Origin of the sequence: Kribbella sp. CA-247076 (assembly GCF_050942445.1) — a bacterium.
Classification (GTDB): Bacteria; Actinomycetota; Actinomycetes; order Propionibacteriales; family Kribbellaceae; genus Kribbella.
The window spans coordinates 4,633,346-4,647,677 of sequence record NZ_CP192051.1 but is presented as its reverse complement, the minus strand read 5'-3'; the positions used below and the strand labels follow the sequence as shown (position 1 = coordinate 4,647,677).

10 protein-coding genes are annotated in these 14,332 nt (G+C 69.8%); 8 read left to right on the top strand and 2 right to left on the bottom strand.

The genetic code is table 11. The features are described 5' to 3' along the window. Positions 1–10 precede the first annotated feature (10 nt). A complete protein-coding gene (locus tag ACQPYZ_RS21855) occupies positions 11–1,366 on the top strand; it encodes an amidohydrolase (RefSeq protein ID WP_433158983.1) in 1,356 nt (451 codons plus the stop codon). Positions 1,367–1,414: 48 nt separating this feature from the next. On the opposite strand, the gene ACQPYZ_RS21850 is transcribed toward ACQPYZ_RS21855, so the two are convergent. Then, entirely contained in the window at positions 1,415–4,267 is a 2,853-nt protein-coding gene (locus tag ACQPYZ_RS21850; protein ID WP_433158980.1) for a S8 family serine peptidase, read from the bottom strand. 384 nt (positions 4,268–4,651) lie between these two features. Here ACQPYZ_RS21850 and ACQPYZ_RS21845 point away from each other — a divergent pair, with 384 nt between their 5' ends. Next, positions 4,652–5,314 (top strand): hypothetical protein, encoded by a 663-nt coding sequence (locus ACQPYZ_RS21845; RefSeq protein WP_433158978.1) that lies wholly within the window; start codon positions 4,652–4,654, stop codon positions 5,312–5,314. An 11-nt stretch (positions 5,315–5,325) separates the two neighbouring features. Here ACQPYZ_RS21845 and ACQPYZ_RS21840 read toward each other — a convergent pair whose 3' ends face one another. Beyond that, positions 5,326–6,831 (bottom strand): lectin, encoded by a 1,506-nt coding sequence (locus tag ACQPYZ_RS21840; protein WP_433158976.1) that lies wholly within the window; start codon positions 6,829–6,831, stop codon positions 5,326–5,328. A 255-nt stretch (positions 6,832–7,086) separates the two neighbouring features. Between ACQPYZ_RS21840 and ACQPYZ_RS21835 the strand changes: the two genes are divergently transcribed. From ACQPYZ_RS21835 to xylA, 6 genes are read left to right on the top strand one after another with little or no spacing between them, the layout of a single operon-like run. Further along, positions 7,087–8,358 carry an ROK family protein gene (locus ACQPYZ_RS21835; protein WP_433158973.1) on the top strand — a complete coding sequence of 424 codons (1,272 nt, stop codon included), beginning with the start codon at positions 7,087–7,089 and terminating at the stop codon, positions 8,356–8,358. Continuing rightward, complete coding sequence (locus ACQPYZ_RS21830; protein WP_433158971.1) at positions 8,355–9,857, top strand: sugar ABC transporter ATP-binding protein; 1,503 nt, start codon at positions 8,355–8,357, stop codon at positions 9,855–9,857. The genes ACQPYZ_RS21835 and ACQPYZ_RS21830 overlap by 4 nt, the downstream gene beginning before the upstream one ends. Then, a complete protein-coding gene (locus ACQPYZ_RS21825) occupies positions 9,854–10,921 on the top strand; it encodes an ABC transporter permease (protein WP_433158968.1) in 1,068 nt (355 codons plus the stop codon). The genes ACQPYZ_RS21830 and ACQPYZ_RS21825 overlap by 4 nt, the downstream gene beginning before the upstream one ends. A gap of 14 nt (positions 10,922–10,935) precedes the next feature. Continuing rightward, positions 10,936–11,982 carry a substrate-binding domain-containing protein gene (locus ACQPYZ_RS21820; RefSeq protein WP_433158965.1) on the top strand — a complete coding sequence of 349 codons (1,047 nt, stop codon included), beginning with the start codon at positions 10,936–10,938 and terminating at the stop codon, positions 11,980–11,982. A 9-nt stretch (positions 11,983–11,991) separates the two neighbouring features. Further along, positions 11,992–13,155: a Gfo/Idh/MocA family protein gene (locus ACQPYZ_RS21815; protein ID WP_433158962.1), complete on the top strand. Its 1,164-nt coding sequence runs from the start codon at positions 11,992–11,994 to the stop codon at positions 13,153–13,155. Beyond that, positions 13,152–14,312, top strand: a complete 1,161-nt coding sequence (gene xylA, locus ACQPYZ_RS21810; protein ID WP_433158960.1) for a xylose isomerase — start codon at positions 13,152–13,154, stop codon at positions 14,310–14,312. The genes ACQPYZ_RS21815 and xylA overlap by 4 nt, the downstream gene beginning before the upstream one ends. Positions 14,313–14,332 lie beyond the last annotated feature (20 nt).

Genomic DNA, 14,332 nt, shown 5'->3' with positions numbered 1-14,332 from the left:
TGGAGGATGGATGGCCCGCGTGCTGATTCGCAATGTCTCGGTTCTGGTTGTGCCTGAGTCCGGTGAGTGCCGGGTGGACGAAGCCCAGGACATCCACATCCAGGACGACCGGATCACAGCGATCACTCCCACCGGCACACCTCCGCCCGGCGCGGCCGCGGACGGCGCGGGTGAGGGGGAGGTGGTTGACGGGGCCGGGTTGGTGGCGGTGCCTGGGTTGGTGAACTCGCATACGCACAGTCCGATGGTGATGATGCGGGGCGCGGCCGAGGATCTGTCGATCGACGACTGGTTCAACCGGCGGATCTGGCCGATGGAGGTGAACCTGACGCCGGAGCGCGTACGGGTGGGCGCGCGGCTCGCGTGTGCGGAGATGTTGCTGGCCGGCGTCACCACGTTCGTCGACCACTACTTCCACGCCGACCAGATCGCCGAGGCAGCGATCGAGTCCGGCATCCGCGCCGACCTCGCGCCCACGTTCTTCTCGTCCGCCGGCCCCGAAGCCATCGACGCCGCCGTCGACACGGCCCGCGACCACCGCACCCGCGGCCCGCGCATCACCGCGAGCCTCGGCCCGCACGCGACGTACACGGTCGGCGACGAGGACCTTCGCCGTACGGCGGACCTCGCGCGGGCGGAAGGCTTCCGGATCCACCTGCACGCGGCCGAGACCGACGACCAGACGCAGTCGTCCGTCGACCGGCTCGGCGTCACACCGGTGCAGGTCCTCGATCGCACCGGCGTACTCGACGCGGGCGCGCTCATCGCCCACGGCTGCGGGATCCGTGACGCCGACCTGCCGATTCTCGAGCAGTACGCCGATCGCGTCACCGTCGCGAGTTGCCCGAAGGTGTATCTCAAGCTCGCAATGGGGACGGTGACGCCGATCAAGGGACTGCGGTCCGTCGGAGTGCGGGTCGGCGTGGGTACGGACGGCGCCGCGGTTCACAACACGTTGGACGTCTGGGAAGCGTTGCGGATGGTCGCGTTGACGCAGAAGCAGCGCGAGCAGGACGCCGAGTGGATGAACCTGTCCGACACTCTCCGGCTGGCGACGAGAGGTGGTGCGGCGGCCGCTGGGCTCGCCGACCAGGTCGGTGCGCTGGAGCCGGGTCGCCAGGCCGACATCGCGCTGGTCGACCTTTCCGGGCCGCACTGCCAGCCGGTCCACGACCCGAGGGCGGCGCTGGTGTACTCGGTCCGCTCGTCCGACGTACGCACGGTCCTGGTCGCCGGCGAGGTCGTCGTACGCGACCGCAAGCTCACCCGGATGGACCTCGACGAGGTGTTCACCGACGCCAAGGACCTCGCGCACACCCTGGTCGACCTCTCCCAAGGGGGAGCCGTCCAGCACTACGCGCCGTAGAAAGCGGCACGCCCCGGCCACCAGTCCGGGACGTGCCGGCTCGGGAGGTCAGCTGATCGTCAGGATCTTGTTCGGCGTGTACACCTGCGTGTGGTCGGCGTCGCCCGGGAACCAGACCCGGTAGGCGATCTGGCCGCGGACGGCCGGCTTGATGCCGAACGCGTACCCGCCGGAGGCGCTCAGCTTCATCCAGGCGATCGACTTCCACACCTTGTTGCCGTACTGCTGCAGGTAGACGTACTGCCCGGTGTGCGCCGGGGCGACGTACCCGCTGAACTTCGTCACCTGGCCCAGCCGGATCGCGGCCGGCGCCAGCGCGGCGGAGATCGTCGGCGTCACCTGCGTGGTGACGTCCGGCGTCCGGGTCCCCATCAGGTCGCCGTTGCCGGGGAACGTCAGCATGTACACCGACGAGACCGCCGGCTTGTGCACGTACGACATCGTCCCGGTCGACGACGTCTTCAGCGCCGCCAGCAGGGTGAACTTGGTGCCGTTCTTCGGCCGCACGTACAGGTTGACCGGCAGCCCCGGGTACACCACGTTGTCGATCCGCAGCGTGCTGCCCTTGATCAGGACCGAGCCGCCGTAGGTCACCGCCGTGGTGCTCAGCCTGATGCCCGTCTTCATCCCGAGCAGCCGGGTCACCGCGACCGGGCTGACCTTGCCGCTGCGGTCCTTCACCCAGGCCGCATAGGTGTACGTCGCACCCTGGGCGAGCCCGGTGTTCTTGTACGCCGACGCCGTCCCCGCGTAGACGAGCGTGCCCGTGGTCAGCGTCGGCACGTGGCTGCTCGCGTTCCGGCGCACGATCACCTGGTCGAGATCCGACATCGCCCCGGTCTTCCAGGCCAGGTTCGCGGCCAGGTAGAGGCCACTCGCGTCGAACACCGGCGCGGCCGGCACGAGGTCGACGGTCGTGAACACACTGGAGAACGGCGCCAGCGCAGTCCCGCCGGCCTCCGCCACTCCGCTGACGACGATCCGGTACGGCTGGTTGTCGAGCAGCGGCGCGGTCGGTGTCAGCTCGGCCTTCTTCGTCGCCTCGTCATAGGCGACCGCAGCGCCGACGGTCGACCCCGTCTTGCCGTTCACCAAGCGAACAGTGCTCGCGGTCACGCTGGCCGCGACCACCGGCCGGGCGAACGTCACCGACGGCTTGGTGGCCACCGGTGCACCCGCGGACAGGTTGGCCGGCGCCACGTCCCGCACCGGGTAATCGGCTTCGGGATCCGTCCCGCCTGTGTCGTCCTCGGTCACCGACAACGTGTACTTCCTGGTGTCCCGCGACCCGTTGTCGTTGCGTACGGCGATGTACGTCCGACCGGCCGCGACGCTGACCTCGGCGGTCGCCGTCAACGGCACGTTGGAGGTCGACGGGTACGGGTTCACCGCAGTCGCCAGCGACTCCAGGTCGGCGTTGTACACCTCCACCCGCGGCCCGATGTTCACCGCGTAGTCGAGGTTGTACGGCGGACCCGTGAGCGACACCTTGAGGTTGCGGGCCGCGGTGGACTCGACGACGTACCAGTCGACGTCACCCTCGACCGCGAAGGTGGAGCTGGCCGTCGCGGGCAACGTCAGAGCGGTCGCCCGGGCGGGCTGGTCGTTGCCGTCGGCACCGGCCACCGGGAAGTCCGTGGTCCACCGGCCGCCGAGCGCGGCGTACGCGTCCAGCATGCCGGCGCCGAAGTACGGGTCGATGCCGCGCGGCCCGGCGTCCCGGGCGGTCGCCTTCAACCGGGCCATCACCTGGGCGGGGGTGAACGACGGCCACTTGTTCCGCACGAGTGCCGCGACGCCGGCGACGATCGGCGACGAGAACGACGTACCCGACAGGCCGAGCCAGTACGGGTCGTAGCCGGGGGGCGTCTTGGCGCGCGGAGCGGTGCTGGTGATGTTGTACCCGGGTGCGGCGATGTCGACGGTGTCGCCGTACGTGCTGAACTCCGTCAGCGCGCCGTACCAGTTGGTGGCGCCGACCGAGAGGACCTCCGGGTACGCCGCCGGGTAGTGCGGGGCGGAGAGCCCGCTGTTGCCGGAGGCGGCCACCAGGACGACGCCTTGCGCGACCGCGTTCTTGATCGCGGTGTGCAGGATCGGGTTGTCGCCGTCGCCGCCGAGCGACATGTTGATCACCCGGGCGCCGTTCCGGACCGCCCAGTTGATGCCGTTGATGACGTTGGCGTCGCTGCCCTCGCCGTTGTCGTCGAGCACCTTCACCGGCCGGACCTGCGCGTTCCAGGCCACTCCGGCGATGCCGATGGTGTTGCTGGTGCCGGCCGCGATGATGCCGGTCACCGCCGTGCCGTGGCCGTCGCCGTCGGTCGGCGGCAGGGCGGTGTTGAAGGTGTTGTAGCCGGACAGCAGGTGACCGGCCAGGTCCGGATGGCCGGCGTCGACACCGGTGTCCAGCACGGCGACCGTCTGGCTGCCGGCCGACCTGCTCAGGTCCCAGGCCTGGTTGACCCGGACGTTCGGCAGGTACTTCTGGTAGTTCGTGTAGAGCCAGTCGTTCGGGGTGGCGGACTTGCGGCGGAGGTAGTTGAGCGAGGCGAGCTCGACCGCGGGATCGGCCTTGACCTTCTTCAGCAGCTCCGGGGCCGGCACCTCACCGGTGACGGTGACTACGTCCGAGGTGACGGAGACGTCGGACGTGCCCTTGACCCGGGAGAGCGCGGCCTTGCGAGCCGACGTGGTCGCCTTGTCCTTGAACTGCACGATCACGGACTTCGCGTCGTACGCGGGTCCGCTCGGTCTCTCCGGCCGGAAGTCCGCCGGGAACGGGCGGGTCGCGACCGACACCTCGGCGGTTCCGGACGAGCCGGTCACCGCCACCAGCGTCGCCGCCACCATGGCCGCCGGCAGGCCGAGTCGCAGCAATTGAGCAGGACGAACAGACACGGGGACCCCCCACGGCCGCAAGTAACAGTCGCCCGGAGTATGCCAGAGGTCTGGTCCGGTTTGCTCCTCGCGGCGGATGTCAAAAGCAGCAATACCAAGGTCACCGTCGCCGAATGCAGCGAACGGCGACGTCGTGGTGACCGTGCGTGCGGAAATGTTAAAGCAGCGTTGAGGAATGCTGAGCGTGTGACTATGCCGACGCAGAGTGGGGAATCTGGTCGGAGTCTGGGGCGGATCGTTGCAGTGCGCAAGTGAGGGGGAGCAGTGGGTGACGCTGGGTGATTTCCTCTGGCCGGGACCGTCGGAAACATGGCACGATCGGCCACCGGAGGCACATCAGGGGGCGGGCATGGCGATGGCCAGGCACTTGACGAGTGAGGCTGTATGAACGGGCGGACTGCGCAGGAGAGCCGGCTCCCGGTGAACGGGACCGCGGCGGCGAACGGGACGAACGGTCACGGTCCGCAACCGGAAGCTCACCTGAACCACCTGCAGCACCCGGACCCGCCACCGGAGGACGTCCCGGAACACCGTGCCGCCAACGGCCGGGTGAACGGTACGACGCTCGGCGAGTTCAACACCCCGGTCCGGGTGGACGAGATCGCCGTGGCCGCGATGGCGCTGTCGGAGAACCTCCAGGCGGCCACCCGCGGGATGCCGGAATCACCGCAGTTGCGGCGCTTCCGGGCCGACCTCGACCAGGCCGCCAGCACCTTCCGAGCGGTCGCGAACGAGCTCGAGGCGACCGCCGGCAGCCTGATCCGGCTGGCCGCGAACGAAGGCCAGGCGTGCGGCGTCGGTTGGGGCGTTTGCCCGGAGCACGGCCTCACCCTGATGAACGTCGGTGAGACCGTCACCTGCCACGTCCTCGGCTGCCGCCGCGAGAACGAAGGCGCCGTGGAGCGCTGCGAGCACCCGGTCGCCTACCGCGTCGTCGACGCCGCCGGCCCGGCCCTGTTCACCTGCGCCGGCCACGCGATCGCCTGCCGCCTCTACCTCGACGACGCCGTCATCACCCTGGCCTCCGACAGCCTCGAGCTCTTCTGAACCAAGGGGGTTTAGGAGATCCGGCAGGACGTCAGTTGGTCGTTCGCGTTGGGCGACAGCGCGACGAAGTTCGGCGTGTCCGCGGTCCGCGTCCACGACTGCCCGCCGAAGTTGTCCTCGGCGAAGATCGTCACCGACCACCCGGCCGGGACGCGCACCGACGACGCCCAGTTGTCCTGCACCCCCGCCGCCAGCAGGTGCGCCCGGGTGTACTGGCCCTTCGCGAGCGACGCACCGGCCGCGCCGCCGTAGTCGACATGCTCGTAGAAGACGACTCCGCCGACTCCCTGGTCCGGCATCGGTGCCGTCGGCCGCGTCGGCGTCAGCGGCGCCTGGCCCTTGAACATCCGGCCGCCGTCGTCGGTCAGGCGGAGGTAGTAGTCCGAGGAGCACGCCGTGCCGTCCTCGTCGAGGGCGCGGATCCCGGAGCCGGCCGGAACCCAAGCGGCGGACTCGGCGGTCTTCGCGATCTGGTTGCCCTCGTTGTACTCGTCGAACATCGAGATGTAGAGACCCTGTACGCCGACCCGGGTGAGGTTGTAGAACTGCCGCCACATCAGGTCGCCGTGCCGGCGGTGTCCGGACTGCAGGTCGCCCGGGATGACGCAGGGCTGGTAGTCGATGCCGTGCGCGTTGCAGTCGGCCTGGTCCTGCTGGTTGACGTTGTTGTAGTAGTGGTCGGCGCCCGCGAGATCGCTGATCCGGCCGACCATCCACGGGGACAGCATGTTGAACGCGTGGTACACGTCCAGGTAGCCGGGCCGCGAGTCCTCCACGCCGCGCCGCCAGTGCGTCGGCACCCCGCCGATCACGTAGCACCCCTGGTTCTTGAACCAGTTCACGACGTCCAGGCAGACCGACGCCGGCCAGGCCTTGTTCGGCTCGTCGAACCCGAAGCCCCAGATGCACACGACCGGCTTGCCGTTCTGCCGCGCGTACGCCGGTGAGGCCGTGTAGGCGCTCATCTTCGACGTCCAGTCCGCCTTCATCTCCGACTGCATCGAGACCCAGGCGGTGGCGTCGTACATGATGTAGAACTTGCGCCCGTACTGCTCCGCCGCCTGCCGGACCTTGACGGCCATCGCGTCCCGGGTCGGCCCCTCGCCGCCGGTCGGGTTGAACCGCTGCAGCGCGGCCGTGTCGCACCCGTGCTGCTGCATCCACCGGAAGTGCGTGTCGACGGTCTGCTGGTCGTACGACGAGAACACCTTGGCGGGCTGCCCGTTGTTCAGGTTCGGGTACGCCGTCTGGTACGTCGACGTGTAGTCGCGCACGTCCGGCCAACTGACGATCGCGGTGTTCGTCGGCGACGGCGGCTGACTCCAGTTGTGGCTCCAGTGCCACCAGCCGTTGATCGGGGCACCGTCGCCGGTGCACGCGAACCAGCCCTGGTAGCCGACGGTGACCTTGCCGACGACGTCACCGGGCGGACTGGCCGCGAAGGCCGAGGTGAACTGGGTACCGCCGACTGCGGTGGCGGCGGTGGCAGCGAGGAACGTACGACGGCTGAGAGTCATGTGATGCTCCTGGTGGGGGCGGACAGGAGAAGTGCCGCGAGAGTACAAACGCCGAAGAACACTCGCAAGAGTTGAACGGATATCACGCAAGTTCCGGAGCCACGCCGAACTCTGGCCAAAGAGAGCGTTTGCCCGCTAGCGTCGGCGAAAACTTTCGCACGACGTCTTGACGCCACCTCATCGTCGTACTTAGTTTGTTGCCTCAACAGACAAAGTCTGTGACCGGAGTCACATCGGGCCGGAGGTGGGGGTCGCATGACGTTGAGCGGAAGCAGCCGTCCGGGCAGCCGCGCCGTCGCCGCCGACCACGTCTCGTTGCGCCGGAACAACCTCTCCGTCGTCCTGCGGCACGTCCGCGACCTCGGTCCCCGGTCGCGGGCCCGGATCGCCGCCGACACCGGCCTGAACAAGGCGACCGTCAGCAGCCTGGTCGCCGAGCTGGTCGAGCGCGGACTGCTCCGGGAGGGCTCGGCCGACGCCACCCGCGCGCTCGGCCGCCCCGGGCAGCTCGTCGAGCTCGACGGCAGCGGTGTCTGCGGGGTCGGTGCCGAGATCAACGTCGACTACCTCGCGGTCACCGCCCTCGACCTGGCCGGCGATACCGTGATCGAGCGGCGCGTCCCGCTCGACGTCGCCCACCTCGACCCGGGTACGACGCTCGACCGGCTGGCCGGCCTGATTCGCGAGGCGGTGGCGGCCGTGGACGCCCGAGGCGGCCAGGTCGCCGGCGTGACGCTCGCCGTACCGGGTCTGGTGCAGGGCGACACCGGCGAGCTGAAGCTGGCGCCGAACCTGGGCTGGGGCGAGGTCCCGGTGATCCAGGAGATGCGTGAGCGGCTGGGTGAGCCGTCGTACCCGCTGCATGTCGACAACGAGGCGAACCTCGCGGCACTCGCGGCGTACTCGGAGCTGCGGAAGGTGGAGGCCGTCCAGGACCTCGTGCTGCTCACTGGGGCCGTCGGTGTCGGCGGCGGAATGGTGTCCAACGGGCACCTGCTCCGCGGTGGCCGCGGCTACAGCGGCGAGGTCGGGCACATGCCGGTCGCGCCCGCGGGCCGGACCTGTGGCTGCGGCCGGACCGGCTGCTGGGAGACCGTCGTCGGCCTGACTGCGCTGTTGCACAAGGCAACGGATGGGAACGATCCCGTCCGCGATCCGTCGCTGGACGTCGAACGCCGGCTGGCCGAGATCACCGCGCGGGCCGAGGCGGGGGAGCCGCGGACGCTGACCGCGCTGACGGACGTCGGAACCTGGCTGGGGATTGGGGGAGCGATCCTGGTGAACATCCTGAACCCGGACGTGCTCGTGCTCGGCGGCTACTTCGCCGTCCTCGGGCCGTGGCTGAAGGAACCGCTGGAGACGGCGATCCGCGACCGCGTGATCGCCCCGGACGGTGGCGGCTGCCGCGTCGTCCGCTCGGAGCTCGGCTTCACCGCGGCGGTCCGCGGCGGCGCGCAGATCTCGCTCGACCAGGTCTTCGTCGACCCGACGCTGATCGGCCGCGCCGAAACCGGAGTAGCGCAATGACCGACCTCTTGACCATGACCGGCATCGTGAAGCAGTTCCCCGGGGTGCGGGCGCTCGACGGGGTCGACCTGGACGTGCGCGCCGGCGAGGTGCACTGCCTGCTCGGCCAGAACGGCGCCGGCAAGTCCACGCTGATCCGGGTGCTGACCGGTGCGCACCAGCCCGACGCCGGCACGATCGAGATCAACGGCGAGCAGGTGCAGTTCAACAGCCCGACGGACGCGATCCAGCGCGGCATCGCGGCGATCTACCAGGAGCTCGACCTGGTCCCCGAGCTGAGCGTCGCCGAGAACATCTTCCTCGGTCACGAGCCGGCCCGGTTCGGGTTCAGCCGGCGGCACGAGGCGACCACCCGGGCCCGCGAGATCCTCAAGGGGCTCGGCCACGCAGAGATCCCGACGCACCGCACGGTCGGCTCGCTCCCGGCCGCCGGGCAGCAGGTGGTCAGCATGGCGCGGGCGCTGTCGCGGGACGCGCGGCTGATCGTGATGGACGAGCCGTCCGCGGTCCTCGACCCGGAAGAGGTCGCGAACCTGTTCCGGGTGATCCGGGACCTGACGTCCCGCGGGGTCGCGGTGGTCTACATCTCGCACCGGCTCGAGGAGATCCGCCAGATCGGCGACCGCGTCACCGTGCTGAAGGACGGCGCCACCGTCGCCACCGGATTGAACGCCCGGGAGACGCCGACCAAGGAGCTCATCCGGCTGATGACCGGCCGCTCGATCGAGTACGTCTTCCCGCCCCGCCGGGAGATCCTCAGTACGGCGCCGGTCGTACTGGAGGTGGACGACCTGACCCGGCCGGGCGAGTTCGCCGGGATCGGGTTCACCGTCCGCGCCGGTGAGATCCTCGGCCTCGCCGGTCTCGTGGGCTCCGGGCGTTCCGAAGTACTCGAGACCGTGTACGGCGCTCGCCGCGCGGCGACCGGGTCGGTCAAGGTCGACGGCAGGCCGCTGCGACCCGGCCGGGTGCAGGCGGCCGTCAAGGCGGGCGTCGGGCTGGCGCCGGAGGAGCGGAAGAGCCAGGCGCTGCTGCTGGACGAGGCCGTGTACAAGAACATCACGGTGTCGACCATGCAGCGGTTCGCCAGCGGCGGATTCCTGAACGGCCGCGCCGAGCGGGAGGCGGCGACCGAGTTGTCCAAGGCGCTGGACGTCCGCCCGGCCGGGGTGGAACGACCGGTGCGCAACCTGTCCGGCGGCAACCAGCAGAAGGTCGTGCTGGCCCGCTGGCTGCTGCGGGACTGCCGCGTGCTGCTGCTCGACGAACCGACCCGGGGCGTCGACGTGGGCGCGCGGTCCGAGATCTACGCGCTGATCCACAAGCTGGCCGCCAACGGGGTGGCGATCGTGCTGGTCTCCAGCGAGGTCGAGGAAGTGCTCGGCCTCGCCGACCGGGTCGTCGTACTGCGGGAGGGACGGGCCGTGTACAGCGGACCCGCGCAAGACATCGACGAGCACCAGGTGCTCGACCTGGTGATGGAAGGAAGTGCCGTGTGAGTGAGGACATCGCACGCCCACCTGAACAAACCGCGTCGACGCAGGCGACGGTCACGCCGCCGGCGGCACCGCGGTCCGGCAGCAACCTGCTGAGGACGGGACTCGGACGCAACGTGGGCCTGGTGGTCGCGCTCGTCCTGCTGTGCCTGGTCGGTCTGATCACCGCCGGGGACACGTTCGCCACCGGGGCCAACGTGCTCACCATTCTGCGGCTGGCGGCCGTCATCGGCGTGGTCAGTATCGGCATGACGTTCGTCATCACCGGCGGCGGGATCGACCTGTCGGTCGGTGCGATGGTGGCGCTCGCCTCGGTCTGGGCGACCACGCTGGCCACGCAGCAGCTGGCCGAGGACTTCCACTGGATCCTGATGGTCACCACCGCGCTGCTGGTCGGCTCCGCCGCCGGGCTGGTGAACGGCCTGCTCATCGCCTACGGCAAGGTGGTGCCGTTCATCGCGACCCTGGCCATGCTGGCCTCGGCGCGTGGTCTGGCCGAGATCATCTCCGACCGGAAGACGCAGATCATCTCGGTCAACGGGTTCGTGGACTTCTTCGGCGGCTCGCTGATCGGCGTCCCGGTGCTGGTCTGGATCTTCCTGCTGGTCGCCGCGGCCGGCTGGGTGGTGCTCAACCGGACCACGTTCGGCCGCCGCACCTTCGCGGTCGGCGGGAACGCCGAGGCCGCCCGGCTGGCCGGCATCAAGGTCCAGCGGCACACGGTCGCGCTGTACGTCCTGGCCGGGCTGTGCTGCGGGATCGCCGCGGTGATGCTGATGGGCCGGACGACGACCGGCAGCTCGACCCACGGCGGGCTGTACGAGCTGGACGCGATCGCGGCCGTGGTCATCGGCGGCACGCTGCTGTCCGGTGGCCGGGGGACGATCGTCGGCACCGTGTTCGGCGTACTGATCTTCACCACCCTGAACAACGTCTTCACCCTGAACAACCTGAGTATCTCCGCCCAGTCGGTGGCGAAGGGCCTGATCATCGTGATCGCCGTCCTTCTCCAGCAGCGCCTCGCCGGAGGCGACCGCATCTTCGCGGCCCGCACCACCCGCCAATGAGAAGGAGGACAACGATGTCCACACGTTCCGCCCGCACGCTGATCATCGCCGGCCTGAGCGTGCTCGCGCTGGCCGCCTGCACCAGCAACACCCCGGAGGCCGAGGAGAACAACGGCAACAACGCCGCGCCGCAGGGCGCCGCGGCCGGTAAGAACGACGAGCCCGGCCAGAAGGTCCGGATCGGGTTCTCCGCGCCGGCCGCCGACCACGGCTGGATGGGCGCCATCACCAAGGCCACCCAGGCCGAGGCGAAGAAGTACTCCGACGTCGAGCTGATCGTTGCCGAGGGCACCAACGATGTGAACCTGCAGATCAGCCAGGTGGAGACGTTCATCAACCAGAAGGTGGACGCGATCGTGCTGCTGCCGTTCGACGGCGCGGCGCTCACCCCGGTGGCGGTCAAGGCGATGGAGGCCGGGATCACCGTGGTGAACGTGGACCGGGAGTTCGACAGCCCGTTCGCGGCCCGGACCACGATCCTCGGCGACAACTACGGCATGGGCCGCTCCGCCGGGACGTACGTCTGCCAGCAGCTGAAGGACAAGCCGAACTCGGTGGTCGCCGAGATCGCCGGCATCGACTCGCTGCCGCTGACCCAGGACCGCAGCCGGGGCTTCAAGGAGGCACTGGCCGACTGCGGGCTGAAGGTGGGCAACCGGGTCGCCGCCGAGTTCACCGTCGAGTCCGGTGAGCGGGCCGCGGCCAACCTGCTGCAGGCGGCACCGAAGATCGACGCGATCTGGAACCACGACGACGACCAGGGGGTCGGCGTGATGGCGGCGATCAAGAACTCCGGCCGCAAGGAGTTCTTCGTGGTCGGCGGGGCCGGCTCGGCGAACGTGATGCGCGACATCAAGTCCGGCAACTCGTTGCTGAAGGCCACCGTCATCTACCCGTCCACGCAGGGCGCCGACGGCGTCCGGCTGGCCCGGCTGCTGGTGCAGAAGAAGGCCCTCACCGACCTGGTGGAGGTCGAGGTGCCCCGCACGATCCAGCTGTACGCGCCGGTGGTGACCAAGGACAACGTGGACCAGTACCTGCCCACCGCCTTCGAGAGCTAAGGGAGAGTTATGACTGACCTGGGCATCGGCCTGATCGGCTACGCGTTCATGGGCGCGGCCCACTCGCAGGCCTGGCGGAGCGCGCCGCGCTTCTTCGACCTGCCGCTGAACCCGGCGATGAACGTGCTCTGCGGCCGCAACCCCGAGGCGGTCGCGGCCGCGGCGGCGAAGCTCGGCTGGAAGGAGACCGAGACCGACTGGCGCAAGCTGCTCGGCCGCGACGACATCCAGCTGGTCGACGTCTGTACGCCGGGGGACAGCCACGCCGAGATCGCGATCGCCGCACTGGAGGCCGGCAAGCACGTGCTGTGCGAGAAGCCGCTGGCCAACACGGTCGAGGAGGCCGAGGCGATGACGGCCGCGGCCGAGGCGGCGGCGGCCAAGGGGATCAGGTCGATGGTCGGGTTCACCTACCGCCGGGTGCCGGCGATCGGGCTGGCCCGTCAGCTCGTCGCCGAGGGCAGACTCGGGACGATCCGGCACGTCCGGGCGCAGTACCTGCAGGACTGGATCGCCGATCCGGAGGCGCCGCTGTCGTGGCGGCTGGACAAGGAGAAGGCCGGCTCCGGCGCGCTGGGCGACATCGGCGCGCACATCATCGACCTGACGCAGTACATCACCGGCGACCACATCGCCGAGGTGAGCGGTCAGCTCGAGACCTTCGTGAAGGAGCGCCCGGTCGCCGCCGAACACTCCGGCCTGGCCGGTACGGCGGGTGCCGACCGCGGACCGGTGACGGTCGACGACGCGGCGGTGTTCCTGGCGAGGTTCGGCTCCGGCGCGCTCGGCGTGTTCGAGGCGACCCGGTTCGCGACCGGGCGGAAGAACGCGATCCGGATCGAGATCAACGGCAGCCAGGGCAGCCTCGCGTTCGACTTCGAGGACATGAACCTCCTGCACTTCTACGACGCGACCGACGACGCGGCCACGGCCGGCTTCCGCCGCATCCTCGCCACCGAGTCCGCCCACCCGTACGTCGGAGCGTGGTGGCCGCCCGGCCACCTGCTCGGGTACGAGCACGGGTTCACCCATCAAGCCGTCGACCTGGTCACCGCGATCGCCGAAGGAGCCGATCCGGCACCGTCGTTCGCCGACGGGCTGCGGGTCCAGCGTGTGCTGGCCGCGGTGGAGACCAGCTCGACCTCCCGACAATGGCAGGAGATTCCTGGATGAACAGCTACACCCCGACCAAGGACGACAAGTTCTCCTTCGGTCTGTGGACCGTCGGCTGGCAGGGCGTCGACGTCTTCGGTACGGCGGTCCGCCCGGCGATGGACCCGGTGCACGCCGTGGAGAAGCTCGCGGAGCTCGGGGCCGCCGCGGTCACGTTCCACGACGACGACGTGGTGCCGGACGACACGACCCGCGGTCAGGTGCTCGAGCGGTTCACCAAGGCGCTGGCCGACACCGGTCTGGGCGTCGAGATGATGACCACCAACCTGTTCGCCCACCCGGTGTTCAAGGACGGCGGCCTGACCGCCAACGACCGCCAGGTCCGGCGGTACGCGCTGGCGAAGGTGCTCCGCAACGTCGACCTCGCGGCCGAGCTCGGTGCGACGACGTACGTGCTCTGGGGCGGTCGTGAGGGCGCCGAGTCCGGCGGTTCGAAGGACGTGAACGCGGCGCTCGACCGGTACAAGGAGTCGCTGGACCTGCTCTGCGCCTACGTGCGTGAGCAGGGTTACGACCTCCGGTTCGCGATCGAGCCGAAGCCGAACGAGCCGCGCGGCGACATCCTGCTGCCGTCGATCGGCCACGCGATCGCGTTCATCAACGACCTGGCCGACCCGGAACTGGTCGGCATCAACCCCGAGGTCGGCCATGAGCAGATGGCCGGGCTGAACTACGCGCACGGGATCGCCCAGGCGCTGTGGCACGGGAAGCTGTACCACATCGACCTCAACGGGCAGCACGGTCCGCGCTTCGACCAGGACCTGCGTTTCGGCGCGGGCAACCTGCGCGAGGCGTTCTGGACCGTCGACGTCCTGCAGGGCACCGACGGCCGGCCCGGGTACGACGGGTACGTCCACTTCGACTACAAGCCGCCGCGGACCGAGGACGAGGACGGTGTCTGGGAGACCGCCCGCGGCTGCATGCGGAACTACCTGATCCTGCGGGAGAAGGTGCGGGCGTTCCGTGCCGACCCCGAGGTGGCCGAGGCGCTCGCCGCGGCCAAGGTCGCGGAGCTGGCCGAGCCCACCCTGGCCGAGGGTGAGAGCCTGGCCGACCTCCGCAACGCGAAGTACGACCCGGACGCGCTGGCCGAGCGCGGTCTCGGGTTCGAAAGGCTGGACCAGCTGGCGATGGAGCACCTGCTCGGCGTCCGTTGATCCGGTAGCAGTACATCCCG